Annotated in this window: 17 protein-coding genes; 7 read left to right on the forward strand and 10 right to left on the reverse strand. The window is 64.0% G+C overall.

Annotated elements, in window-relative coordinates; translation table 11 throughout:
* Positions 1–105 precede the first annotated feature (105 nt).
* Together FJV83_RS26040 and FJV83_RS26045 are read left to right on the forward strand one after the other, a co-directional pair.
* A complete protein-coding gene (locus FJV83_RS26040) occupies positions 106–6519 on the forward strand; it encodes a kinesin (RefSeq protein WP_142886246.1) in 6414 nt (2137 codons plus the stop codon).
* Between the two features lie 99 nt (positions 6520–6618).
* Entirely contained in the window at positions 6619–7233 is a 615-nt protein-coding gene (locus FJV83_RS26045) for a 3'-5' exonuclease (protein WP_142886247.1), read from the forward strand.
* Between the two features lie 25 nt (positions 7234–7258).
* Here the strand turns inward: FJV83_RS26045 and FJV83_RS26050 are convergent, their stop codons facing one another.
* Genes FJV83_RS26050 through FJV83_RS26065 form a run of 4 tightly spaced genes read right to left on the reverse strand, consistent with a single transcriptional unit; the run spans position 7259 to position 11336 of the window.
* Positions 7259–7909, reverse strand: coding sequence for an ABC-type transport auxiliary lipoprotein family protein (locus FJV83_RS26050; protein WP_095775353.1), 651 nt, complete (start codon positions 7907–7909; stop codon positions 7259–7261).
* Positions 7910–7946: 37 nt separating this feature from the next.
* A complete protein-coding gene (locus FJV83_RS26055) occupies positions 7947–9320 on the reverse strand; it encodes an MlaD family protein (RefSeq protein ID WP_095775352.1) in 1374 nt (457 codons plus the stop codon).
* Between the two features lie 14 nt (positions 9321–9334).
* Positions 9335–10144 (reverse strand): ABC transporter ATP-binding protein, encoded by an 810-nt coding sequence (locus FJV83_RS26060; RefSeq protein ID WP_095775351.1) that lies wholly within the window; start codon positions 10142–10144, stop codon positions 9335–9337.
* 4 nt (positions 10145–10148) lie between these two features.
* Positions 10149–11336 (reverse strand): ABC transporter permease, encoded by a 1188-nt coding sequence (locus FJV83_RS26065; protein ID WP_142876850.1) that lies wholly within the window; start codon positions 11334–11336, stop codon positions 10149–10151.
* 77 nt (positions 11337–11413) lie between these two features.
* On the opposite strand from FJV83_RS26065, the gene dgcA reads away from it, so the two are divergent.
* On the forward strand, positions 11414–12397 hold the full coding sequence (dgcA, locus tag FJV83_RS26070; protein WP_142886248.1) for an N-acetyl-D-Glu racemase DgcA: 984 nt from the start codon (positions 11414–11416) through the stop codon (positions 12395–12397).
* Here the strand turns inward: dgcA and FJV83_RS26075 are convergent.
* Together FJV83_RS26075 and FJV83_RS26080 are read right to left on the reverse strand one after the other, a co-directional pair.
* Positions 12317–13582: an MFS transporter gene (locus tag FJV83_RS26075; protein WP_142886249.1), complete on the reverse strand. Its 1266-nt coding sequence runs from the start codon at positions 13580–13582 to the stop codon at positions 12317–12319. The genes dgcA and FJV83_RS26075 overlap by 81 nt on opposite strands.
* 124 nt (positions 13583–13706) lie before the next feature.
* Positions 13707–14522, reverse strand: a complete 816-nt coding sequence (locus tag FJV83_RS26080) for a UDP-2,3-diacylglucosamine diphosphatase (RefSeq protein WP_095775434.1) — start codon at positions 14520–14522, stop codon at positions 13707–13709.
* Positions 14523–14641: 119 nt separating this feature from the next.
* Between FJV83_RS26080 and FJV83_RS26085 the strand changes: the two genes are divergently transcribed.
* The 4 genes from FJV83_RS26085 to FJV83_RS26100 all read left to right on the forward strand — a co-directional run bounded on the left by FJV83_RS26085 (position 14642) and on the right by FJV83_RS26100 (position 20159).
* On the forward strand, positions 14642–15421 hold the full coding sequence (locus tag FJV83_RS26085; protein WP_095789678.1) for an SDR family oxidoreductase: 780 nt from the start codon (positions 14642–14644) through the stop codon (positions 15419–15421).
* Positions 15422–15597: 176 nt separating this feature from the next.
* A complete protein-coding gene (locus FJV83_RS26090; RefSeq protein WP_095789677.1) occupies positions 15598–17922 on the forward strand; it encodes an NADP-dependent malic enzyme in 2325 nt (774 codons plus the stop codon).
* A 194-nt stretch (positions 17923–18116) separates the two neighbouring features.
* Positions 18117–18797 (forward strand): outer membrane protein, encoded by a 681-nt coding sequence (locus FJV83_RS26095; RefSeq protein ID WP_142886250.1) that lies wholly within the window; start codon positions 18117–18119, stop codon positions 18795–18797.
* 156 nt (positions 18798–18953) lie between these two features.
* Positions 18954–20159 (forward strand): DUF2865 domain-containing protein, encoded by a 1206-nt coding sequence (locus FJV83_RS26100; protein ID WP_142886251.1) that lies wholly within the window; start codon positions 18954–18956, stop codon positions 20157–20159.
* On the opposite strand, the gene FJV83_RS26105 is transcribed toward FJV83_RS26100, so the two are convergent.
* From FJV83_RS26105 to FJV83_RS26120, 4 genes are all read right to left on the reverse strand, one after another.
* The gene (locus tag FJV83_RS26105) at positions 20077–21450 is read right to left on the reverse strand and encodes a glutamate--tRNA ligase (protein ID WP_142886252.1); all 1374 of its coding nucleotides are present in this window, start codon (positions 21448–21450) and stop codon (positions 20077–20079) included. The genes FJV83_RS26100 and FJV83_RS26105 overlap by 83 nt on opposite strands.
* Before the next feature lie 147 nt (positions 21451–21597).
* On the reverse strand, positions 21598–22779 hold the full coding sequence (locus FJV83_RS26110; protein ID WP_142886253.1) for a hypothetical protein: 1182 nt from the start codon (positions 22777–22779) through the stop codon (positions 21598–21600).
* Positions 22780–22985: 206 nt separating this feature from the next.
* Positions 22986–24791: an ABC transporter ATP-binding protein gene (locus tag FJV83_RS26115; protein WP_142886254.1), complete on the reverse strand. Its 1806-nt coding sequence runs from the start codon at positions 24789–24791 to the stop codon at positions 22986–22988.
* A 393-nt stretch (positions 24792–25184) separates the two neighbouring features.
* Entirely contained in the window at positions 25185–25595 is a 411-nt protein-coding gene (locus FJV83_RS26120; RefSeq protein WP_095775432.1) for a GNAT family N-acetyltransferase, read from the reverse strand.
* Positions 25596–25618: the final 23 nt, after the last annotated feature.

A 25618-nucleotide genomic window follows, 5' to 3' on the forward strand; every position in this document is an offset into this window, starting at 1 on the left:
CCCCCTGTGTCATTACGATACGAGGGTCCATTTTCAGCCTCCTGCGCGGGGGTACGACAAAGACAATTATAAGCCCCGCGGCAGCTAGTACAGGGTAGCGAAGGCATGGCAAAGAAACCAACGACGACGACGAGAAATCTCGACAGCGACGTGGCCAGGGAACTGGAAAAAGCGCTCGATCTCGACCTCAGCGGCGACATCGGCAGCGGCGATCTCGATATCGCGGCTTCGATGGAAGATCTGGAAGCGCAGATATCCCAGGCCGCCGACGAGCTGGCACGCGAGGGACGCAACCAGAAGCCGGCACCCGCCGCCAATCAGGCCCCCATTGCCAATCAGCCCGCGAGTCCCGCGCCGAAGGCCAAGCCGGCAGAACTGCGCCCCGTGGAGACACGCAATGGCAATGGCAACGGCGCGCAGCCCACGGGCTTCGCGCCGGCCAATGATGATCGCCAGAAGGATTACAAGACCCTCCTGCACGGCCTCAACAGGCGCGCCTCCAACACCGTCTACTGGATCGTCGCCTTCGTCTCGCTCGCCTGGATCGCCGGCGCCGGCGGGCTCGCCAACCTGCTGTTCGGACCGAGCATCTGGAGGATCCGCACCCTCGACCAGTTCCTTGCCCGTCCCGAACTGATTGGCCTCGCCGTCGCGGCGATCGTGCCGATCATCCTGTTCTGGGCCTTCGCAGCCATGATTCGCCGTGCCCAGGACATGCGCATTGCCGCCCAGTCGATGACGGAAGTGGCCTTCCGCCTGACCGAGCCGGAAAACATGGCGCAGGATCGCGTCATGATGATCGGCCAGGCCGTTCGCCGCGAGGTGGCGGCCATGGGCGAAGGCATCGAACGCACGCTGGCCCGCGCCGTGGAGCTGGAAACGCTGGTCCACAGCGAAGTCAACCAGATCGAGCGCTCCTATTCGGAAAACGAAACCCGCATCCGTTCGCTCGTCGACGGGCTTGGCAGCGAGCGCGAGGCGGTCGTCAGCCATGCCGAGCGCGTCCGTGCCTCGATTGCCGGTGCGCATGAGACGCTCAGGGATGAAATCGGCTCCGCCAGCGACATCATCCGCGACTCGATCCTCAATGCGTCGACCAAGCTGTCGATGACGATCACCAATTCCGGCGACACGCTCATCGACCGCATCAATGAAAGCTCGATGTCGATCTTCGATTCGGTGGAAGGCCGGCTCGACACCATCACCGACAAGCTTTCGACCTCCGGCGAGGCCTTCGCCAGCCTGCTCGACACGCGCATCGCCAAGCTGACGGATACGACGGACGGCCTGACCCGGTCGCTGACCGATCTGCTCGACGATCGCACCACCGGCATGGTTTCGCTGCTCGGCGGCGCCGCGCGCACCCTCAATTCGGAATTCGAAGCCAGCCTCAACGGCATCGAACGTACGCTGGCCGAACGCGGTCAGGCCCTGATCAGCGAATTCCAGACCCGCGCCGAAGCGCTGGACACCGGCACGCAGAAGCTCAACGCAGCGCTCGAGGCCCGCGCCCGCCAGATCAACGAGACGCTGGTCGAGCGCGCCCGCGAAATTGCCCACACCTTCGCCGAGAGCAAGGATACGCTGGCCGCGATGATCGATCAGGGCAAGACCCAGATCGGCGCCGACATGGCCGACATCGTCACCTCGACATCGAGCATGCTGGAGGCTCGCGCCAGCGACTTTGCCGGTCGCATGGAAGCGGCGCGTCATGTCGTCTCGCGTTCTTTCGATAGCGACATCCAGCGGCTCGCCGACGCCCGTGTCGGCATCGAGGAAGCCGTCGAAAACCACAGCCGCAAGCTGTCCGAAAGCCGCGAGCGCATGGCGGCCGCCATGCAGGCGGACCTGGAGAAATTCGCCGAAAGCCGCGACGGCATCGATGCCGCGGTGACCAACCAGGTGCAGAAGCTGGCCGAAGGCCGCAGCCTGATCGCGCGCGCCCTCGAAGAGGATCTGCGCAAGGTCAACGAATCGCGGGCCGCCATCGACGCGTCGCTCGGCAGCCACCTCGAAAGGCTGGAAGAAGGCCGCAACAGGCTTTCGCTGGCTCTCAACGAAGACTCCGGAAAACTCGTGCAAGCCCGCACGATCATTGATGAAATGGTCGCCGGTCATGTTGGAAAGCTCGCCGAAGGCCGCAACATCCTGTCGCGCGCCCTGGAAGCCGACCTCGGCAAACTGTCCGACAGCCGTGCCAGCATTGACGGGCTGGTCGCCGGTCAGGTCGAGAAGATCGCCGAAGGTCGTGCGGTGCTCGCCAAGGCCTTGGAAAACGATATCGCCGGCATCAAGGGCCTGATCGAGGCGCATTCGGCAAAGCTCGTGGATGACCGCAGCCAACTCGGCCGTTCGCTCGAGGACGACCTATCTGGCATCAGGGGCTTGCTTGACGATCATGCGGTCAAACTCGCCAACGACCGCAGCCTGCTGTCGCAGACGCTGGAAGCCGACCTTGCCAAGCTGGCCGAAAGCCGCTCGAGCATTGACGGCCTCGTCGCCGGTCAGGTCGAGAAGCTGGCCGAGGGCCGCGACATTCTCAAGCGCGCGCTGGAATCGGACCTCAACACCATCAAGGGTGTCATATCGAGCCAATCGGAAAGGCTGGCGGAGGATCGCGGACTGCTTTCGCAGGTCCTCGAAGCCGACTTGCAGAATGTGAACAGCGTCATCGCCGACCACATGAACAGGCTCGTTCAGGATCGTTCGACATTGTCGAAGGCTCTCGAGGACGACCTCGCCAAGCTGGCCGACAGCCGCTCCAGCATCGACGGGCTGGTCGCTGGTCAGGTCGAGAAGCTGGCCGAAGGCCGCGACATTCTCAAGCGCGCCCTCGAAGCCGACCTCAACACCATCAAGAACACCGTTGCCGACCAGTCGCAGAAGCTGGTCGACGACCGCGCCCAGTTCGCCAGGGCGCTCGAAGCCGATCTCGAAAGCGTCAATAGCCTGGTCAGCAGCCATTCCGATCGGCTCGTCCAGGATCGTTCGACCCTGTCGAAGGCGCTGGAAGTCGACCTCGACAACGTCAACGGCCTGGTCAACAGCCATGCCGAGCGACTCATCCAGGACCGTTCGACGCTGTCGAAGGCGCTGGAAGCCGACCTCGAAAGCGTCAGCGGCCTGGTCGGCAGCCACGCCGACAGGCTTGTCCAGGAGCGCTCGACCCTGTCCAGGGCGCTCGAGGACGACCTTGCCAAGCTGGCCGAGAGCCGTTCGAGCATCGACGGCCTGGTCGCCGGCCAGGTGGAGAAACTGGCCGAAGGCCGCGACGTTCTCAAACGCGCCCTCGAAGCCGATCTCGCCAAGCTCGCCGAAAGCCGCTCCAGCATCGACGGGCTGGTGGCCGGCCAGGTGGAAAAGCTCGCCGAAGGCCGTGACATTCTCAAGCGCGCCCTCGAGGCCGACCTGCAGAAGCTGAGCGAAAGCCGCGGCGAGATCGACGGCGTCATCGCTGGCCATGTCGGCAAGCTGGCCGAAGGCCGCAACATGCTGAGCCGCGCGCTGGAAGACGATCTCGGCAAGCTCGCAGAGACCCGCAAGGACGTCGACCGCTCGCTGTCCGGCCACATCGACCAGATCGCTGCCAGAAGCACCGACATTTCGGCCGCAATCGCCGCCGATGTAGAGAAGATCGAGCAGGCGTTCAGCCGTCAGACCGGGATCATCGAGGAACGCGCCGGAACCATGGAGCGCGCGCTCTCGACCGGCGTCGACAATGTCCGCAGCGTGCTCGAAAAGAGCGCGGTCTTCGTCGCCGGCGCCTTGCGCGAAAAGGTCCTGGAAGTCACCAGCGCGCTGCATGAGCAGGCCGGTGCGGCCTTCAGCGATGCCGACCGCAAGATCGCCGAGCGCGCCGAACAGACGTCCGCCGCCCTTTTGGCGCGGGCCGAAGACATCGCCCGCACCTTCGAGGAAGCCGACCGTCGCCTCCACGCCCGTGCGGAAGATACGTCCAACGCCTTGCTCGCCCGTGCCGACGACACCTCCAGCTCGCTGCTGGCCCGTGCCCACGAAACCGCCGATCAGTTGGCCGCCCGCGCCGGCGAGATCGCCGGCACCTTCGAGCTGGCGGACCAGAAGCTCGCCGCCCGCGCCCAGGAAACGGCCGACCAGCTGGCTGCCCGGGCCCAGGATACCGCGGATCATCTGGCGGCCCGCGCCAGCGAGATTGCCGGCACCTTCGACGCAGCCGACCAGAAACTGGTCGCCCGCGCCGTCGAGACGGCACAATCGCTGGCCGCCCGCGCCGGCGACATCCTGCGCAACTTCGAAAGCGCCGACCAGCGGCTCGGCATGCGCATCGGCGAATCCGCCGAGGCGCTCGCCGCCCGCGCAACCGACCTTGGCCGCATCTTCGATGCTGCCGATCAGCAACTGGTCTCGCGCATCGCCGAAGGTTCGGATGCTCTGTCCAGCCGTGCGTCCGAGATCGGCCGCATCTTCGACGAGGCCGACCAACGCCTGGTCTCGCGCATCGCCGACAGCTCTTCGACGATCGGCGAGCATGCGCAGACCATCGTCGGGGCTTTCGCCAGCACCGAGCAGAAGGTCGCCGACCGTGCGCGCCAGACCGGCCAGGAACTGGCCGTGCACGCCCGCGAAATCGAGCAGGCACTTGCCGGCGCCGACGAGCGTCTTGCATCGACCGCGGCGGCTGCGGCCGCCCGTGTCGAGGAGCAGATCGCCAGCGTCGAGAACCGCCTCGCCCATACCACCGAAACAATGGGCCAGAGGCTCAATGAGCAGGTGTCGAGCGCCGAGGCACAGCTCGTTTCGCGCGCCAATGTGATCGCCGAGACCTTCACCGCTGTAGGCCAGCATATCGGCCAGAGCACCAACGACGCCGCCAAGACGATCGGCGCCAACACCCGCGAACTCAACACCATGCTCGCGGCGCGGTCGGCCGAAATGTCTAAGATCCTCGACGAAACCGCGCGGCCTTTGGTCGAACGCTTCGCCCAGGGTGGCTCGGAACTGCAAAAGAGCATGGAAGAGGTCACCGAACGCGCCACCGAGAAGCTGCGCAGCGAAAATGCCGCCCTGGTCAACGCGCTCGCCAACCGCACCGCCGAGACCTTGTCGGCGGTCGAAGGCGCCCGCTCGTCGCTGTCCGACAGTGTTGCCGATCTCATCGGCCGCATGACCAAGTCCAGCTCGCAGCTCGGTCAGCTGATCGAGCAGGCCGCGGTCAATCTCGGTCAGGTCGACGAACGCCTGACCGGCAGCACGCAGAGCTTCGCGGCGACAACAGAAAAGGCGGCGCAGACCTTTGCCAGCTCGGCGCGCCTTGTCGATTCGAACACCACAAGGCTGACGGAACTGTCGTCGTCGACCTTGCGCGAAGTGGCCTCGATCGCCACCAAGTTCGATGAACACAGCCGCCTCCTGGCCAGCGCCTCGGACCTGTTGAGCTCGGCCCAGAGCAACCTCGAGCACACGCTGGAAAGGCAGTCATCGCTCGAAGACCTCGCCGTCGGTCTGGTCAAGAAGTCGGAGGATCTCGAAAGGGTCATGCGCTCGTTCGAAAACCTCGTCGGCCAGACGCTGCAGAACGCCGAAGGCAAGACGATGGAGTCGGCCGACAAGATCCGCAATGCCATCACCGACGTGGTCGATTCGGCAACCAAGCGCTTCGCCGATGCCACCGATGAGATGCGGCGCACCGCGAGCTCGATCAAGAGCGAACTCGATCTCACCCGCGCCGAACTCAAGAAGGGCGTCATCGAGATGCCGGAAGAGGCAAAGGAATCGACCTCGGCGATCCGCCGCGCCGTTTCCGAGCAGATCAACGCCTTGAAGGAGCTTTCCGACATCGTCGCGAAGTCCGGCCGCGGCGGCGGCGACACCTCGGAGCCACGCAATCTGCGCCCGGCGCCGCAAGCGCCGGCAGCACGTCCCGCCGAACCGCCACGTCGCGCGCCGGCAGCACCGCAGCCGGAGCTTCGCACGCCTCAGGCGCCGTTGGGCGGCACGGCGCTGCGCGGCACGCTCGATCTCGAGCGTCCGGCCGAGCCGCGCCAGCGTCCCGAAGCCGGCGCCCGCACGCCACAGGGCGGCTGGGTGCGCGACCTCCTGACAGCGGCGTCGAACGATGCGGATCTCAGGCCGGCGGCAGCACCCTCGGCGCCCGTGGAAGCGCCGCGCGCGGCCCCTGCCCAGCGCTCGCCGCTGCATGTCGTGGAATCGCTGAACTCGCTATCCGTCGACATCGCACGGGCAATTGACCACGATGCTTCGATCGAGCTGTGGAACCGCTATCGGCGTGGCGAGCGGGACGTGTTCACGCGCCGGCTCTACACGCTGAAGGGCCAGCAGACGTTCGACGAAATCCGCCGCAAGTATCAGGGCGAGGCCGAATTCCGCGCCGCCGTAGACCGTTACTGCGACGACTTCGAAAAACTGCTCAAGGACGTCTCGCGCAACGACCGCGACAACATCATGGCGCAGACCTACCTGACCTCGGACACCGGCAAGGTCTACACCATGCTGGCCCACGCCAGCGGGCGCCTGCACTAAGCGTCAGCGGCCAGGCGACCGAGATCTGCTTGCGGAAACCTCTGCGTTTCCGCAAGCAGGCACCCAAACGCCCGGTTCGCCGATAAAAGGGGGCTGACCGTGCAGACGGCAATCATATTCGACTGCGAGTTTCTCTGCCTCGAGGGGTCGCAACGTCGGTTTTGGTGCGCGGCTCACGATCCCGACCCGGTCATCGCGCAGATCGGCGCAGTCAGGCTTGGTCTCGAAGACGACTTTCCGCTGCTCGGCACGCACAAGACCTATATCAGACCGATCGATCGGTTTGGCCGGAAATACGAACTCGACCCGTTCTTCACCAGACTGACCGGCATCACCGAGGAAAACATCGAGACCGAAGGTGTTGCGCTCGGAGAAGCCCTTGCAGGGATCGATCGCTTTTCCGGTGGCGCGCGGTTCTGGTCCTGGGGCAAGGACGAACTGAACATGATCGCCATCAGTTGCTATGTCGCGGGCATTCAGCCGTCCATCCCCGCCACCCGGTTCGACAACGCCGTCAAGCTGCTGATCGCGGCGGGGATGCCGCTCGAGGATCTCGCACGGACGCCAAGCAACAAGCTTGCGGACTATCATGGCGTCGAACACCCGCCATTGCAGGGACATGACGCGCTCGACGACGCGCTGTCCGTCACCTACACGCTGCAGCACTTGATGAAGACTGGAAAGCTGCAGCCGGAAGCCTTCGACAGCTTGTAGCTTGAAGCGTCTGGCGGGATTGCGCTCAGATCACCGAATCGGTCCAGCGGACGATCTGTTTGGCGGCATCGCCGAACGCGCTGTCGAGCGCACTGACATAGGCAGGATTGCCGCTGCCCGAAACCGGCGCGGACGCCGTGAAGCTCTTGGAAGCGCGTACCTCGCCGTTGCGATCGTTGAGCAGGCGCACGAACAGGTCGACTTCGGCATGTTCGCCACCGTCGACACTCACTTCGAAGGAACGGATCTCGACGATCACCTGGTAGTCGATCGCCAGGCCCTCGCCCGGCTTGCCGACGCCGGCAAAGCTGCCCGAACGCTGGAAGGTCTCCGCCAGCCGCGCCTGCACGATCACCGGCAGCCGGTCGGCCCATTGCGCGCCCTTCAGATACTGGATCGAGCGGTCGGAGGGTTTGATGACGATGTTCTGGCTGTCCAGCGCCTTGAGCGCCGAGGGCTGGGCGATCAGGATTTGCTTGCGGCTATGGCCACGGGCGTCAACCGACGGCGCCGAAAGCTCGAATGTGTCGAGCGGCGCAGGCTTGCCGCCCAGTACCGCACAGCCGGCAAGCGATAGCGCAAGCAGCGCCGCAGCCGGTGTCAATCCACCCGTTCTCACCCATACCGACTTCACGCGCGATCCCCGTTGTCCCCGGATCGTAAGATCAACCCGCATCCGCGGCTCATGTTCTTGGGGCGAGCAGACGCCGAAGTCAACGCCGCGCCCTGCCGTCGAATTGCCGAACCTCGCCCTCGCCACCTGAAAGAATGCGCTGCGGATTGCGGCTGAGATCCGTGACCGCTTCCTCGATACGCGTGATCGAGCGGCGGCTGTCCTGCACCAGCGCCTCGACATTCGAGAGGCCTTGGCCTGAGAAGCGCGACAGATTGTCGGTGATGGTGCCAAGGCGCGCATTCAGCGTGTCGGCGACCTGCTTGAACGACTTCAGCGTGGCCCTGGCGTCCGCCATCACGCCGTTGGCCTCGCCGGAGCCGAGCAAATTGTCGACCTTGGCCAGAATGCCGTCGACCCGCACCGAGGCATCGTTGAGGCGCTGCGCGAGTTGTTTGGCGTCCTTGATCGTCTGATTGATATCGTCGGCGCGGTTGGCGAACTTGTCGGTCACCATTGCAATGTCGGCGGCGGCCTTGTTGGCGTTTTCGCTGGCCTTCTGGATGTTGGCCAGAGCCGTACGCACCTGCGCCGGGTCGACACCGTCGAGCACGCCGTCGACCTTGGCCAGCGTGCCTTGCGTCTGCTTGGCGAAATCATTGACGGACCCGACCGCCGTGTCGACATTCTTGATCACGCCGTCGAGCTGCTGCGATGTCTGCTTGAGGTTCGCGGTCACCGTATCGACATTGGCGACGATGCTCTTGATCTTGTCCCTGTCGACGGCGTTGAGCAGGCCCTCCGCCGCCTTCAGCGTGCCGTCGAGCTTGCCGGACACGCCCTTCAGTTCTTCGGACAGCGCGCTGACGCTGGACAGGAACTTGTCGATGCCGTCGGAATTCTTGGCCAGCGCATCGGAGAATGTCTGCACGTTCTGGACAGTCTGTGTCAGCGGCCCGCGAACATCCCTGGTGAAGCCCTCGAGTTCGGACAGCACCTTGTCGGCGCGGGTGAAGATGTTCTGCGCCGTCTGCAGCAGATTGGTCACGGCGGAAGGGTTGGCTACGATCTCGGCGACCTTGCCTTCCTTCTCGGCCTGATCGAGAAGTTTCACTTCCTTGGGATCGGCTCCCTTGAGCTCGATATTGGCCTGCCCGGTGAGGCCGGCAAGCCCGATATCGGCCTGCGTCGACTTGGTGATCGGCGTCATCCGATCGATCTCGGTGTCGGCGATGGCGACCGTCGGATTGTCGACGTCGATATAGACGCGCTTGACGTCACCGACCTTGACGCCGTTGAACAGCACGAAGCTGCCGCGGCCAAGACCGGAAGCCGAACCAGGGATGCGCACGCGCAGCAGCGTCGTCTCGCCCCTGTCACCGATCGCCGCCGTCCAGTAGACGAAGCCGAACGCCGCCAGGATCGCAACCAGCGTAAAGATGCCGACAATGACGTAGTTGGCTCTGGTTTCCATTATTTCACTTATGGCTATGCACGTGCGGCAAGATCAAGTTGGCGGGCGCGTTTTCCGCGGAAATAGGATTTCACCCACGGTTCCTCGCTCTTCAGCATGTCGTCGATGGTGCCCTCGACCAATACTTTCTTCTTGCCGAGCACCGCCACGTGGTCACAAGCGGTAAACAGCGTGTCGAGGTCGTGCGTGACCATATAGACGGTCAGATCCATGGTGTCGCGCAGCTTGACGACAAGTTCGTCGAACTCGGCAGCACTGATGGGATCGAGGCCGGACGTCGGCTCGTCGAGAAAGACGATATCCGGATCGAGCGCCAGGGCGCGCGCAAGTGCTGCGCGCTTGATCATGCCGCCGGAAAGTTCTGATGGGAATTTCTGCGCCGCGTCCGGCGGCAGCCCGACCAGCTCGATCTTGAGCAGCGCCAGCTCGTCCATCAGCTTCCTTGGCAGGTCGAGATATTCGCGCATCGGCACCTGCACATTCTCCTGCACGGTCAGCGCCGAAAACAGCGCGCCATGCTGGAACAGCACGCCAAGCCGCATGTCGATGCGCAGGCGCTCGATATCGCTTGCTTTGTCGACGTCGACGCCAAACAGCCTGATCGTTCCGGACTGCTTGGGCATCAGCCCGAGAATGGTGCGCAACAGGACGGACTTGCCGGCGCCCGAAGCGCCGACGAACCCCAGGATCTCGCCGCGCTTGATGTCGAGCGAAAGCTTGTCGAGGATCAGCTTGTCGTCGATGGCAACGGTGACGTCACGCACCGAAAGGACGATCTCGTTCTGGTCCTTTTCCTCCGTCTTGATGCCATTGCCCTTCGCCATTGTGTCAGAACTCGATCGCTGCGTAGAACATGGCGAAAAGCCCATCGAGGATGATGACGACGAAGATCGACTTCACCACGGAGGCAGTCACGTGCTGGCCGAGCGATTCGGCGCTGCCGCCGACCTTCATGCCTTCGACCGAGGCGATCGTGCCGATGATCATGGCCATGAACGGCGCCTTGATCAGCCCAGCGAAAATCGTGCTGAGATCGATGGCGACACGCAGGCGGTCGATGAATGCGGCGGGTGGGATATCGGAGTAAAGCCAGGCCGCGGCAATGCCGCCGCCGAGTGCCGCGAAATTGGCGATGATCGTCAGGCACGGCAAGGCGATCACCAGCGCAACCAGGCGCGGAAAGACCAGGACGCCAATCGGATTGAGACCGATGACCTTCAGTGCGTCGACCTCCTCGCGCATCTTCATCGAGCCGATCTCGGCGGTGATCGCGCTGCCGGAGCGGCCGGCGATCATGATTGCCGTCATCAGCACGCCGAGTTCGCGCAGGATCAGCACGCCGACGAGGTCGACGACGAAGATGTCGGCGCCGAAATAGCTGAGCTGGTAGGCGCCTTGCTGGGCAACGATGGCGCCGACGATCGCCGACATCAGCACCACGACGGGAATGGCGCCGACGCCCATGCGGTCGATCTGGTTGAAGATCGCCGCCGGGTTGACGGCATGGCCACGGCCGAGCTTCATCTGCGCGCCGCGGATGGTGGCGCCCAGAATATTCATCGAGGCAAGGAAATCGTCACGCATCTCGTAGACGCGCCGGCCAACCGCCTCGAGGGCGCGAATGACGATATTGGGCGGCCGCGCCGGGCCGGATTCGGGTTCGCGCCGGACAGCCTCGCCGACCGCGTCGAGCAGGATGGCGGCGATCTCGCTTTGGCCTTGCAGCCGAACCTCGACATTCTTCTTCTCGAAGGCGCTGACGAGCCGGTCGATTAACCAGGCGCCGGCGGTATCGATCTTCTCGATTTTCGAAAGATCGAGCGCCAAAGTCTTGAAACCGTTTCGTTTCTCGATCTTGCGCATGTCGGCGTCGACCAGCGCCACAGTCCGTGTCGTCCAGATTCCGGAGAACGCGCAGCCGAGCACGCCACCCTCCTCGCCGACCGCGACGCGCGGTTGGTGGTCAGCCTCCGAGGCGGTGGTGCCGCTTGCGTCGCGCTTGCCGATGGTCAACATGGCGTCCTGTTTAGCCTGATGGGTCCGACCTTGTCGATTTGCCGACAACCCTTCTCGCACAGCCGGAGCAGAAAAATATGGCGCGTGTCATTTCGGTTGAGGCGGAGCGTTTTCCAATCGCTGGCACCTTCACCATTTCGCGCGGCTCCAAGACCGAGGCCGAGGTCATCACATGCACGATCAGCCAGGATGGTCGTAGCGGGCGCGGCGAATGCGTCCCCTACAAGCGCTATGGGGAAACCATGGACGGCGTACACGCCGCGATTGAGGCCATGCGCGAGCGGATCGCCGGTGGCATCGACCGGACCACGTTGCTCGACGCTATGCCGGCGGGAGCCGCCCGCAACGCCGTCGACTGCGCGCTGTGGGACCTTGAAGCCAAGATCAGCGGCAAGCCGGTGGCAAACGCAATCTGGCCGGCGCCGCTGCGCCCGCTGGAAACCGCCTATACATTGTCGCTCGGCGAAGCCGAAGCGATGGCGGCACAGGCCCGCGCCAATGCCGGCCGGCCACTGCTGAAGGTCAAGATCGGCGGCGACAACGACACCGCCAGGATTCGCGCCGTGACGGAGGCAGCGCCTCGGAGCCGAATCATCCTCGATGCCAATGAGGGCTGGACCGACGACAACATCGTGGCAAACCTCGCTTTTGCGGCGGAGCGAGGCATTGCGCTGGTCGAACAGCCCCTGCCCGCCGGCCAGGACCAGATCCTGCGCCACATCGCCCATCCTGTGCCGATCTGCGCCGATGAAAGCGTGCATGAGGCGAAGCATCTGGAAACGCTGCTCGGCCTCTACGACGCCGTCAACATCAAGCTCGACAAGTCGGGCGGACTGACGGCGGCGCTCATGCTGCGCGACCGCGCCCGCGAGCTCGGTTTCGGCATCATGGTCGGCTGCATGGTCGGCACGTCGCTTGCCATGGCGCCGGCGGTGCTGCTCGCCCAGGACGCCGATTTCGTCGACCTTGACGGTCCGCTGCTACTTGCCCGCGACCGTGTGCCGGGTCTCGTCTACCAGGGATCGCTCGTCTCCCCCCCGGACCGGGCGCTTTGGGGCTGAGCGCGCGGCAAGCCCGATCAGCACCAGGCCGGCGATCGCGATCGGGATCATCACCAGGAAACCATCGACGCCGAGACGGTCATAGAGCGGGCCGGAAGCCAGCGTAACCGCGGCCATGAAGAAGCCGTTGAAGAAATAGGCAATGCCTTGCGCCGCACCCGTGCGCTCTTCGGAGACGGTCTCGGCGATCATTCTCTGCAGGCCGATGAGCACCATGGCGACAGACACCGAGTGCAGTGACTGCACGGCGAAGAAGCCGGCGATGCCGAGCCCGAGCGGCCAGACCAGTGGAAAGATGATCCAGCGCACGATGGAGCCGATGCCGGCGATCACCATCACCTTGACGACCGACACGGAAGCGAAAATGCGGTTGAAAAACAAAAACATGCAGACTTCGGACACCACGCCCCATGCCCACAGCAGGCCGACGACGGAATCGCTAATGCCGATCGATTTCCAGTAGATGGAAACGAAACCGTAGAGGAAGGCGTGGCTGGCGGTAATAATGCCGACGCCGAAGGTGAAGTAGAGGAAATAGGCATTGAACAGGCTCGGGGCCGCGTGCTGGATCTCCGCTGCCGACAACGGCGAGGCCTTGCGCGGGCGCCCCATGCGCGGCGCCAGCAGCCCGGCGACGAGCGCCGCGCCAAGGGCAAGGAGTATGATCACCGGAACGGCTTGGGGTCCGGTGGCCGCCAGGATGAAGCCGCCCGCGACATTGGCGCAGAGATAACAGATCGATCCCCATTTGCGCATGCTGGCATAGTTCGAGCCGAAGCGGCGCACGCCCGAAAGCGCCAGCGAATCGGCGATCGGCGAATGCGGCGTCCAGACAACGGTGAGCGCCAGCGACACAGCCAGCACCATCGCGTAGGTCGGGGTGAGGAAATAGCCCGCCGAGAGCAGCAGCGAGGCTGCCACCAGCGCGACATAGACATTGGCGCGGTCCCTCGCGCGATCGGCCAGCGTCGTCAGCAGCGGCGTGGTCACCACGCGCAGGAACATGGGCGCGGCCAGGATGACGGCGATCTGCTCGGCGTGAAACCCCTTGGCCTGCAGCCAGAGCGGAAAATACGGCAGATGCGTGCCGAGCGATATGAACAGTGTGCCGAAGATCAGGCTCATGCGCAGTTCGAAATGGCGCGGCTTGACGAGCTGTTCTGGCGAAAGCGGCTGCAGGGACATGAATCGATCCAATTACGCCGCGCTCGATCTGCCGGCGACGTGGATCGATCCCTTAACATGGCGGAAAAGCAGGCGGAACCGGCTGGACCAATGATTGACGCTTAAAGTCGTCGCGACCTTCGTGTCAGGCCGCCTGCCCGACCCGATCCTCGATGAGCATCGGGATGAAAGGTTCGTCCCACGACTCCGGCAGCACCTGCGCCCAGGTCAGGATTTCCATCCGGCCATCGAAGTGCTCCACCACTGCCGTGCAGCTCTCCACCCAGTCGCCGGTGTTGATGTAGCGAACGTCGTCGAAATTCTCGATCGCCGCATGGTGGATATGGCCGCAAATGACGCCGTCGACATGCGAGCGGCGGGCTTCCTCGGTCAGCACGGTCTGGAACGAGCCGATGAAGTTGACCGCCTTCTTGACCTTGACCTTGGCCCAGGACGAGAACGACCAGTAAGGCAGGCCGAGCAGTTGGCGCAGCCGCGTCACCACCCGGTTGACGTTCATAGCCGCGTCATAGGCGTGGTCGCCGAGATAGGCGAGCCAGCGCTGATTGTGGACGACGGTGTCGAACTGGTCACCATGGATGACGAGGAGGCGCTTGCCGTCGGCGGTTTCATGGATGGCGCGGTCGGCGACGACGATGCCGCCGAAATGCACGCCCTGGAACTGGCGGGCGAATTCGTCGTGATTGCCGGCGATATAGGTGATCGAGGCGCCCTTGCGCGCCTTGCGCAGCAATTTCTGCACGACGTCATTGTGGCTTTGCGGCCAGTGCCAGCTGCGCCGCAGCCGCCAGCCATCGACGATATCGCCGACCAGATAGATGATATCGGCGTCATGGTAGCGCAGGAAATCGATCAGGAACTCGGCCTTCGCCGCCTTCGAGCCGAGATGGACGTCGGAAATGAACATGCTGCGGAAAGTGCGGGGCTCGTGGCCTGGCATCGCGATTTCATCCTTGCTTTCGCGCAGCCTATGCCCCGATTCATGCAACAACCGTATGACGGTTGCGATTGGTCCAGCCTAGGGACTAGCTTGCCGGCCAAATCACAGGAGAAATCGTCATGGATCTTGGTATCCGCGGAAAGAAGGCCATCGTCTGCGCTTCGAGCAAGGGTCTTGGAAAAGGCTGCGCCATGGCGCTCGCCGAGGCCGGTTGCGATATCGTCGTCAATGGGCGCAACGCCGAACTGGTGGCCAAGACCGCAGCGGAACTGCGCGCGCGTTACGGCGTGACGGTGACGGAAGTCGTCGGCGACGTTTCGAAACCGGAAGTGCAGAAGGCGCTGCTCGCCGCCTGCCCGGAGCCCGACATCCTCGTCAACAACAATGGCGGCCCGCCGCTGCGCGATTTCCGCGAACTCGATCGTGCGAAAATCCTCGAAGGCGTGACCCAGAACATGGTGACGCCGATCGAACTGGTGCAGGCCGTCCTCGACGGCATGGCGAAGCGCGGCTTCGGCCGCATCGTCAACATCACCTCGCTGTCGGTCTATGTCCCAATTCCCGGTCTCGACCTGTCGTCGGGCGCGCGCGCCGGCCTGACCTCCTTCCTCGCCGGCGTGGCGCGAACGGTGATCGACCGCAACGTCACCATCAACAGCCTCTTGCCCGGCAAGCTCGACACCGACCGGCTGCGCGGCCCGCATGAGGCCGGCACCGTCGAGGACCCTGCCGCGGCAGCCGCGCGCAAGAGCCGCATCAGCGCCGATGTCCCGGCCAAGCGGCTCGGCACGCCGGAGGAATTCGGCCAGATCTGCGCCTTCCTTTGCTCGGTCCATGCCGGCTATCTCACGGGCCAGAACATACCGGTCGATGGCGGCCTCTACGTCAGCGCGTTTTGATCGCAAGGTCTGCGAAGCGGCGCGACTCGTGTGGCATGAAATGATCATAAGCATTTGATATTTTTTGCTTTTCGACGCGCCGTCACTTAATGCTGCCGGCGCGTCAATTAGCGTCGCGAAAAATCTTGGCCGCATGCTAAAAGGACTCCCGACACAGGTTTCGAGGGAGCGGCCGTATGGAAGGCGAGAACAAGAAAACGGCACGTTCGGACCTCGACGAAGCCGCCCTCTACTTCCACAAGCACCCGACGCCGGGAAAGCTCGAGATCCAGGCAACCAAGCCGCTCGGCAACCAGCGCGACCTGGCGCTCGCCTATTCGCCCGGCGTGGCGGCGCCTTGTCTTGAGATCCGCGACAATCCGGCAACCGCCGCCGATTACACGGCGCGCGCCAACCTCGTCGGCGTCGTCTCCAATGGCTCGGCCGTGCTCGGCCTCGGCAATATCGGCCCGCTGGCCTCCAAGCCGGTCATGGAAGGCAAGGCGGTTCTGTTCAAGAAGTTCGCCGGCATCGACGTCTTCGACATCGAGATCGACGCACCCGAGATCGAGCGCATGGTGGAGACCGTCGCCGCTCTCGAACCCACTTTCGGCGGCATCAACCTCGAGGACATCAAGGCGCCGGAGTGTTTTGAAGTCGAGGAACGGCTGAAAGCTCGCATGAGCATACCGGTGTTCCACGACGACCAGCATGGCACCGCCATCATCGTCGCCGCCGCCGTGCTCAACGGACTGGAGTTCGCCGGCAAGACCATCTCGGACATCAAGGTCGTCACCTCCGGCGCCGGTGCCGCCGCCCTTGCCTGCCTGAACCTGCTGGTCTCGCTCGGCGTGCGCATCGAAAACATCTGGGTCACCGATCGTTTCGGCGTCGCCTACAAGGGCCGCACCGACGAGATGGACCGCTGGAAAGACCCCTATGTGAAGGATACCGAGGCGCGCACGCTGGCCGATGTCATCCCTGGCGCCGACGTTTTCCTCGGCCTGTCAGCGGCGGGTGTGCTGAAGCCGGAACTGCTGCAGCACATGGCGCCAAAACCTCTGATCCTGGCGCTCGCCAATCCCAATCCCGAGATCATGCCGGAAGTGGCGCGCGCGGCGCGTCCCGATGCCATGATCTGCACCGGCCGCTCCGATTTTCCCAATCAGGTCAACAACGTCCTGTGCTTTCCTTACATTTTCCGTGGCGCGCTCGACTGCGGCGCCAGCGCCATCAACGAGGAGATGAAGATGGCTGCGGTGCGGGCCATCGCCGCCCTTGCCCGCGAAGAGCCTTCGGACGTCGCCGCACGCGCCTATTCGGGCGAGACGCCGATCTTCGGACCCGATTTCCTGATTCCCTCGCCCTTCGATCCCAGGCTCATCCTGCGCATCGCGCCGGCCGTCGCCAAGGCGGCCTGCGACACCGGTGTGGCGACACGGCCGATCACCGACTTCGCCGCCTATATCGACAAGCTCAATCGCTTCGTCTTCCGCTCCGGCCTGGTGATGAAGCCGGTATTCTCGTCCGCCAAGGCATCGAGCGCCAAGCGCGTCATCTATGCCGATGGCGAGGACGAGCGCGTGCTGCGCGCCGCCCAGGTGGTGCTCGAGGAAGGCATCGCCGAGCCGATCCTGATCGGTCGCCCGCACGTCATCGAGGTCAGGCTGAAGCGCTACGGACTGCGCATCAAGCCGGGCGTCGATTTCGGCCTGATCAATCCCGAGGACGATCCGCGCTATCGCCACTATGTCGACCTGCTGATCGAACTTGCCGGCCGGCGCGGCGTGACGACGGAAGCCGCGCGCACCATGGTGCGCACCGACAACACGGTGATCGCAGCGCTGGCGCTCAAGCGTGGCGACGCCGATGCCATGGTCTGCGGCCTCGAAGGGCGCTTCGAGCGGCATCTGCGCAACGTGACGCTCATCATTGGCCCTCGCGCCGGCATCAAGGACTATGACCTGTCGACGCTTTCGATGCTGATTTCGCAGCGCGGCATCATCTTCCTCACCGACACCCACGTCTCCGTCGACCCGACGGCCGAGGAGATCGCCGAGATGACCGTGCTGGCGGCCGAGGAAATCCAGCGCTTCGGCATCGAGCCGAAGGCGGCCCTTCTGTCGCATTCGGATTTCGGTTCGCGCGATTCACCAAGCGCGCTCAAGATGCGTCAGGCGGCGGCAATCCTGGCGCGCATCGCGCCGGAGTTGCAGTGCGACGGCGAAATGCACGCCGATTCCGCGCTGTCCGAGCATCTACGCCAGCGCGTCTATCCGCATTCGCGGCTCAAGGGCGAAGCCAATTTGTTGGTGTTCCCCAACCTCGATTCGGCCAACATCACGCTGACGGCGTTGCGCGCCATGATGGATGCGCTGCATGTGGGGCCGATCCTGCTCGGCACCGACAAGCCGGCGCACATACTGACGCCCTCGGTCACGTCGCGCGGTGTGGTCAACATGACGGCTCTCGCCGTGGTCGAGGCAGCGCACAAGGCGCAGGCCGTCGCCAATCTGGACTAGGCCGAAGCCGGCTTCAGCAGGCCGGCCCGGTCTTCCGGGCGGCATCCTCACGTGCCGGCGACAACTTTGTTGCAAACGGGGGTGTTGCCGACCGGCAACTTGCGATTGCGGAAAATCAACGTTGCCCGGAAGCGGATTTCGCGGGGAAGACCGACCTGATATGGTTGCGCATCAGATCTGACGGCGAGGACGTCATGAAAGGCTTGTTGCTCGCATCCGCATTGCTGTCGCTGATCGGCGGACAAGCTCTGGCCGCGGACGCCATCACTGCCGAGCCCGCGACGGTTCATGACTGGTCCGGGGTCTATGTCGGCGGTCAGATCGGCTACGGTTTTGGACGGACTGACGCGACTTACAATTTGCCGAACACCCCAACGATCCGGGGTTCGCAGGATTACGATACCGATGGTTTCCTGGGCGGCGTGCAGATCGGCTACAACTATCAGATCAACTCCGCGGTTCTTGGCGTCGAGGCCGATGTTTCCGGAGCCGACATCAAGGGGCACTCCGACGAGATCACCTCCGGCTTGGGCGATGTTTACGACACCAAGGTGGACTGGTTTGGTACGCTGCGCGCCAGGGCGGGCTACGCGCTCGATCGTAGCCTGATCTACGGCACCGGTGGCCTGGCGTTTGGAAACGTCGAAAACCGGTATCTCGACGGTCCCCTCGATAGCTTTTCCGAGAAGAACACCAAGGTTGGCTGGACCATCGGCGCCGGACTGGAGCAGGCGATCACGGACCATTGGTCGGCGAAGTTCGAATATCAATATGTCGATCTGAGGGACCAGACCATCGACTATGCCCCGAACTCCAACACCACGTTCGACAACACGTTCAACGCGGTCAAGATCGGTATGAATTACAAGTTCTGACAGTCGGTGGAGAGATCTGCCGCGCCCCGTCGCTTTCCGGCTGATTGAACCCCGCCCGCTGCCGCGATCGAGGGCAGGTAGCGGACCGCATCCGAAATAGACGATTAACCGGCTACGGGGTAGTTTGGCGGGCACAGGCCAGCGGGATTGAGGCGGATGACAAGCGGAGGGTTGAAGCGGGCGCATGCTGCCATGCTGCTTGGCCTCCTGCTGTCCGGCGCCACCATCACCGAACCACAGGCCGCCTCGCGGGTCTGCCGTCAATTGGAGGCCGATCTTGCCGCGGCTTCGCGTGGCGGCGGCGGTGGTCCGGCAATGATCCGCAAATACGATGCCGCGATCGACCGGCAGCGCGAACAGATCTCCAAGGCCCGCAGCCAGGCGGACAATGCCGGTTGCGGGTTTTCGCTGTTTTCCCGCAACATCAATCGATGCGCCGGGCTCAACGCCACCATCGACCGCATGAACGCCAATCTCGACGGTCTCCAGGCCAAGCGTGCCCAACTCGCCGGTGGCGGCGGCTCGCGTCGCGACCGTGGCCGCATCCTGGCCGCGCTCGACGCCAATGGCTGCCGCGACGACACGGTTGCACCGCGCCGCGCGCCGTTGCAGGAAGCCGGCCGCGCAGAAGACGGCAACGCCAACCTGTTCGACCAGCTTTTCGGCGGCGACGACCAGCCGAGCGACACGCCTGACCAGCCGGACGATCCCGGCGAGGAACGCAATGTCGGCCGCGTCCTGAACCTGCCCGGCGTTCCAGACGCTCCGGGCACCGGCGGCGAGTTCCACACCACCTGCGTGCGCACCTGCGACGGCTATTTCTTCCCGATGTCGAATGCCGCCTCGGTCGGCGATTTCGAGCGAGACCAGAAGAATTGCGAATCCAGCTGCCCCGGCACGGAGATGCAGGTCTTCTATTCGCGCGGCATGGACGACGATTCGGCCTCGATGACCTCATCGGTCACCGGAAGGCCCTACAGCGAGCTGCCGACCGCCTATCTCTACAAGCAGTCCAACATGTCGCGGCCGCCGGCCTGCGGCTGCAATGCCGCGCAGAACTTCCAGATCATTGGCGGCAACCCGCCGGCCCCGCAACAGTCGCTGCCGGAAACGGAAGCGGCACCGTTGGTTCCCATGCCGGCCTCCAAGCCCGATCCGGGGGCCGACCCGGAAACCCTGGCCAACAGGGACGGTGGGCTCGACCGCGAGGCCATCAAGCGGCTTTCCGCCAAGCCGGTGACGTCGCCGGTATCCGCCTTGCCGCCGGAGCAGCGCAAGGTCAGGGTCGTCGGGCCAACGTTCCTTCCCGACCCATCAGCGGCAATAAATCTGCAAGCTCCGGCCCGGAAGGCAGTCCAGTAAGGGCAAGCCTCAGTGGCATGAACAGCCCCTTGCCCTTGCGCCCTGTCGCTTCCCTGATCTTGCCGGTCCAGTCCTTCCAGACCGCTCCGTTCCAGGGCTCTTCGGGCAGGACTTCGAAGGCCTGTCCGAGGAAGTCACGATCGTCGTCGGAGAACTCCGGTCTGTCCTGCGGCCCCTCGCGCAGGATGCGCCACCAACCCACCGCATCGGCGAGCCGGTCGAGATTGCCGCGTACCGCCAGCCAGAACGGCTCGGCCTGTTCGCCGGAGATGCCAAGCACCATCAGCCTGTCGCGCGCCTCGTCGAACGGCATGTGGTGCAGCAGCACGCGGTTGAGCACGAACAGTTCGTCCGGATCGAACTTGGCCGATGATTTCGAGGTCGCGGCCGGGTCGAAATGGCCGGCGAGATCGGCGAGATCATGCGCGGCCGCGACATTCTCCGAGGTGCCGACCAGAACGGCGAGCGACGCGACGGCCATCGGCTCGATGCCATCCTCGCGCAGGCTTTCGATGGAGAGTGCGCCGCTGCGCTTAGACAGCCCTTCGCCCGAGACGGTGGTCAAGAGATTGTGGTGGCCGAAGACAGGCGGCTCGGCGCTCAGCGCCTTGAACAGGGCAATCTGCACGCCGGTGTTGGTGACATGGTCGTCGCCGCGGATGACGTGGCTGACACCCATCTCGATGTCGTCGACGACCGATGGCAAAGTGTAGAGATAGGTGCCGTCCTCGCGCACCAGCACTGGATCCGAGAGCGAAGCGAGATCGACCGTTTCCTCGCCACGCACCAGATCGTTCCAATGAACCTCCGTGCGTTCGGGCTGCAGCGGATCGCTGGTGAAATTGGGCAGCAGGAAGCGCCAGTGCGGCCGGCGCCCGTCGGCCTGGTATTCGGCCACCTGCTCCTGTGTCAGCGCCAGGGCCTCGCGGCCATAGACCGGCGGCAGGCCCCGCGTGCGGCGCACCTTGCGCCTCAGGTCGAGTTCTTCCGGCGTTTCATAGCAGGCGTAGAGAACGCCCGCCGCCTTCAGCCGCTCGACCGCCGCGTCATAGACCTCGAAGCGCCGCGACTGATATTCGGTGGCATCGGGGAAGATGCCCAGCCAATGCAGGTCGTAGAGGATGGCGTCGGCGAATTCCTGCTTCGAACGGCCAATGTCGGTGTCGTCGAAGCGCTGGATGAAGCGGCCCTTGTTGTTCAGGGCAAACAGCCAGTTGAACAGAGCGGTGCGCGCATTGCCGATATGGATGCGGCCGGTCGGTGACGGGGCGAAACGAACGGTAACTGTCATGAGCGGGGCGTACCGGATGCCTTTGTGATTGACAAGATGCGCCCCCGCGCTGGTCGGCACACATAGAACATGACGCGGGCGATGAAAAGACTGAGGCCATGCGCGGCGCATGGCCCTTATCCGATCAGAACAGCTGGTTGAAAGCGATCAGCGGCCGAAGTCGTCGGAACTGAGGCGGGTCCAGCGGTCGCCCATCAACCCACCGATAAAGATGTCGCCGGAGCGGACCGCTTGCGCGACCTCGGGGATGCGCGAGCGCACCATCGTCCCCCCGGCATAGCGGAAGAAGACATTCTTGTAGCTGAAGAGTTGCGGCATGAACCTGCTCTGCGTCTGCCCGATGATGCCGGCGCAGCCCATATTCCACGCGTCGTCCATCACGCCATCCAGCGTCGCACCCCAGTGAGGTCCAGAGGACTGGAGTTGCAGCAGGTTCGCGATGCCGCCGGCCTGACCGTAGAAAGCGTAGCAACCGAGCATTTTACCGGCTTCGTCGTAGGTCCCAGCAAAATGAAGGGGGCCGTCGGCCCGTTTCTCGGCCGCCAGCGCCAGCAGCCGTGGCAGCTCGCCATCCTGCCAGCGCGGCCGCAGCGAGTAATCTGAGACAAGGGTCGGCAGCCGCTCCGCAAATAGCGCGGCATCCATCGGTTCGCGATGGATCCGGTGTGACGAGGAATGCTGGACAGGCGGCTCGAACCTTTTTCTCGTAAAAGCATCGAATGCTCGGGCGCAGGGATCGAGCACGAAGCGCGGCAGGCCCGGCCATTTACCGCGCGCCACGGCCGATGCCACCGCGGCCGGGCGGAAAATGCGGGTCCATCCCAGACAATGCGTCGGCAGCAACTGGTATTTCATCGGGCGCGCGAAGGCCAGGGATACCCGGTTGGCCGAATCGGTCAGGTGCAGATCGAATTCGCCTTGATGCACGGCACGCAGCAATTGCGGCCCGGCCGAACCGTGATCGGTGCCGGTGTCAGCCATGAGCGGACCGATGATCGCGGCATTCAATGTCGCGCCGCTGAGCTCGTAGCGGGCCTTCAGGACACCGAGGAAGCCACCCAGATCTCCCTGCGGGTTGATCTGGACAAGAGCGTTGCTCGCGCCTGGCTGGCCGGCAGGGTCGAGATAGATCTTTCTCATATACTCGGCCGTCTCAGCGATGGCGCGATCGAGGAGGTGACGTCGCCGACGGCGAAACTTCGTCAGGAAGAGTGCGGCGACCCGCTCGAGATCTTCGGCGGCGAGTGGCCGAACCGAGCCATGGTGAATTGCCAGCACCGGCGGCGCAGCTACTTTTTCCGCACCGGTATCTTCGGAAGCAAGATGCATAGTGAAGCCGAAATCCTGCGCTGACCAGTTTGATCCCAGGGCACGGGCTTACGATCCCTGGGTTGCTTTTGCGTAAACAACCCGCAACCAGTGGTAGAAATAGCGTGTTGTACCCCGGCATTATAAAAAAGTATGCCGCGCAGGTCACTCTGTCTGACAGCGCCTGATGGAGATGGCCTCCGGCCGATGGCGGAGGCCATCTCAGGTCAGATGACCAGTCCCTTGGTGAGTTCGAGCGCCTGACGCTCGAACAGGCGGCGGTAGATGCCACCCTTCAGCCGGATCAGTTCGTCATGCGAGCCTTCCTCGACGACGTTGCCGCGATCGAAGACCAGCAGCCTGTCGAGCGCTCGCACCGTCGACAGCCGGTGCGCGATGACCAGCGTGGTGCGGCCGACCATCAGCCGCTCCATCGCCTGCTGGATAAGCACCTCCGATTCCGAATCGAGGCTCGACGTCGCCTCGTCCAGGATCAGGATGCGCGCATCGGCCAGGAAGGCGCGCGCGATGGCCACGCGCTGCCGCTCGCCGCCCGACAATTTCACGCCGCGCTCGCCGACCAGCGTGCCATAACCCTTTGGCAGGCTGGTGATGAAGTCATGCGCGCTGGCCAGCTTCGCGGCATGCTCGATCTCCTCCTGCGTCGCGTTTGGCCTGGCATAGGCGATGTTTTCGGCCAGCGAGCGATGGAACAGGATCGGCTCCTGCTGGACGATCGCGATCTGCCCGCGCAGCGACGCCTGCGCCACCTGCGAGATGTCCTGGCCGTCGATCAGGATCTTGCCCGCATTGACGTCATAGAGCCTCTGGATCAGCTTGACGAATGTCGTCTTGCCCGAACCGGAGTGACCGACGAGCCCGACGCGTTCACCCGGCGCGATATCGACCGAAAAGTCGCGATAGAGCGGCGACCGGTGATTGCCGTAGTGAAAAGTGACCTTGTCGAAGCTGATCGACCCTTGCGTGATCCGGATCGGCCTGGCGCCGGGCCGGTCCTCGATGCCGAGCGGTTCGGACTGGAAATCGACCAGTTCCTCCATGTCGTTGATCGAACGCTGCAAATTGCGGATATGCGTGCCGATATCCCTGAGATAGCCCTGCAGCACGAAGAACGAGGTCAGCACGAAGGCTACGTCGCCGGCGCTCGCCTGCCCCCACGACCACAGCAGCAGCGACAGGCAGATCACCGCGGCGCGCATGACCAGCAGCAACGCCCCTTGCGTGGTGCCGTTGACGGTGCCGCGCACCCAGGTGCGCCGCGTGCGCGCCCGCCATTTGGCGACAACCCTTGCAAGGCGGCGCTCTTCGCGCACCTCGGCGCCAAAGCCCTTGACCACGGCGTTGCAGCTGACAGCGTCGGCAAGCGAACCGCCAAGGCGCGTGTCCCAGGTGTTGGCGAGCCTGGCCGCCGGCGCGACAAAGCCAAGCGACAGCATCGCCGTCACAGTGATGAACAGCACCGAGCCGGCGGCAACGACCACACCCATCAGCGGCCAGAACCAGCCAAGCAGCAGCGTCGAGCCGACGAGCATGACGACCGATGGCAAGAGCGCGATCAGGATGGTGTCGTTGAGCAGGTCGAGCGCCCACATGCCGCGCGTCACCTTGCGCACGGTCGAGCCGGCAAAGCTGTTGGCGTGCCAGTCGGTGGAAAAGCGCTGGACGCGATGGAAGGCATCGGCGGCAATGTCGGCCATCATCTTCAGCGTCAGTTCGACGATGCCCATGAACGCCAGGTTGCGCAGCACGACGCCCGTCAAGGCAAGCGCCATCAATATCGAAAACGCCGTCATGGCGGCGTTCCAGGCAATGGCGTCCGCGCCGGCGCTGCTGGCGACGGCGTCGACCAGGCGGCCAGAATAGAGCGGCGTCAGGACGTCGGCCAGCGTCGACAGCAGGAAACCACCCATGATCAGCGAAAGCCGCCAGGGCTGGCGCCGCCAATGGGTAAGTGTGAAACCAAGAACGCTGCGAAAGGCGCTCGCGCGCAAATCGATCTTGAAACGAGCCATGATGTCATTCGGGCGCAAACGAGCCCGATCCCAGTAAGGTCGAAAATTGAAGAAGCCGCGCAAGGGGCGAATGATTGCCCAGAAGCGGAATGGCATATTTTGGCGTCACGCCCGTAGTCGGGCGGCGACCGGCATCGGCATAAGCCTGTGCTCAATTTGGCTCCGATGCGAAAGGACGGACCTTCGCGCGGCGCCAGATGAGGCCTAGGCTTCGCGGCCTCGCATTACCATTTTAAATACTGCCATTCGGACCTCCCGCAAATGAATCGCGGAGTGGTCCTTATAGAGACGCTCTGATGCAACGCCAAGACGGGCCTTGCCAAAAAGCGTATCCAGTGCAACCAGTGCGATTATTTTGCAACAACGGCGGCGGGAGCTTTCGCCGCGTTGCGGTCACTGGGGCGTGCGGTCCAAGCGCACGTATCGGCCATCGGTCGATGCCTTGAAGCCCAGCTTTTCGTAGACCCCATGCGCATCACCGGTCGACAGGCTCCAGTGCGAGACGGTGCCGAGCTCGGGATGATCGATGAGTGCCTGCACCAGCCGCCGGCCAATGCCCTGCCCGCGATTCTCGGGCCAGACGATGATGTCGGCGAGATAGGCGAACACCGTGCGGTCGGTGATCGCCCTGCCGAAACCGACCTGCTTTCCGTCGATGTAGGCGGCGGCGCAGAACGAATTGGCGAAGGCCCGGCGATGAAACTCGTCGCTGCGTCCAGCCCCCCAATAGCTCGCCATCAGCAGGTTGGAGGTCGCACGGAAGTCGATTCGCGCAAGGTCGAAGCTGATCTCACAGTCCAGCATGGCTGTCTCGCCTCGCGGCATCG

Origin of the sequence: Mesorhizobium sp. WSM4307 (assembly GCF_007003945.1) — a bacterium.
Classification (GTDB): domain Bacteria; phylum Pseudomonadota; class Alphaproteobacteria; order Rhizobiales; family Rhizobiaceae; genus Mesorhizobium.

Coding starts and splice junctions, on each gene's coding strand:
- FJV83_RS26040 (WP_142886246.1), top strand. CDS start 106: ATGGCAAAGAAACCAACGACGACGACGAGAAATCTCGACAGCGACGTG.
- FJV83_RS26050 (WP_095775353.1), bottom strand. CDS start 7,909: ATGCGGGTTGATCTTACGATCCGGGGACAACGGGGATCGCGCGTGAAG.
- FJV83_RS26055 (WP_095775352.1), bottom strand. CDS start 9,320: ATGGAAACCAGAGCCAACTACGTCATTGTCGGCATCTTTACGCTGGTT.
- FJV83_RS26060 (WP_095775351.1), bottom strand. CDS start 10,144: ATGGCGAAGGGCAATGGCATCAAGACGGAGGAAAAGGACCAGAACGAG.
- FJV83_RS26065 (WP_142876850.1), bottom strand. CDS start 11,336: ATGTTGACCATCGGCAAGCGCGACGCAAGCGGCACCACCGCCTCGGAG.
- dgcA (WP_142886248.1), top strand. CDS start 11,414: ATGGCGCGTGTCATTTCGGTTGAGGCGGAGCGTTTTCCAATCGCTGGC.
- FJV83_RS26075 (WP_142886249.1), bottom strand. CDS start 13,582: ATGTCCCTGCAGCCGCTTTCGCCAGAACAGCTCGTCAAGCCGCGCCAT.
- FJV83_RS26080 (WP_095775434.1), bottom strand. CDS start 14,522: ATGCCAGGCCACGAGCCCCGCACTTTCCGCAGCATGTTCATTTCCGAC.
- FJV83_RS26085 (WP_095789678.1), top strand. CDS start 14,642: ATGGATCTTGGTATCCGCGGAAAGAAGGCCATCGTCTGCGCTTCGAGC.
- FJV83_RS26090 (WP_095789677.1), top strand. CDS start 15,598: ATGGAAGGCGAGAACAAGAAAACGGCACGTTCGGACCTCGACGAAGCC.
- FJV83_RS26095 (WP_142886250.1), top strand. CDS start 18,117: ATGAAAGGCTTGTTGCTCGCATCCGCATTGCTGTCGCTGATCGGCGGA.
- FJV83_RS26100 (WP_142886251.1), top strand. CDS start 18,954: ATGACAAGCGGAGGGTTGAAGCGGGCGCATGCTGCCATGCTGCTTGGC.
- FJV83_RS26105 (WP_142886252.1), bottom strand. CDS start 21,450: ATGACAGTTACCGTTCGTTTCGCCCCGTCACCGACCGGCCGCATCCAT.
- FJV83_RS26110 (WP_142886253.1), bottom strand. CDS start 22,779: ATGCATCTTGCTTCCGAAGATACCGGTGCGGAAAAAGTAGCTGCGCCG.
- FJV83_RS26115 (WP_142886254.1), bottom strand. CDS start 24,791: ATGGCTCGTTTCAAGATCGATTTGCGCGCGAGCGCCTTTCGCAGCGTT.
- FJV83_RS26120 (WP_095775432.1), bottom strand. CDS start 25,595: ATGCTGGACTGTGAGATCAGCTTCGACCTTGCGCGAATCGACTTCCGT.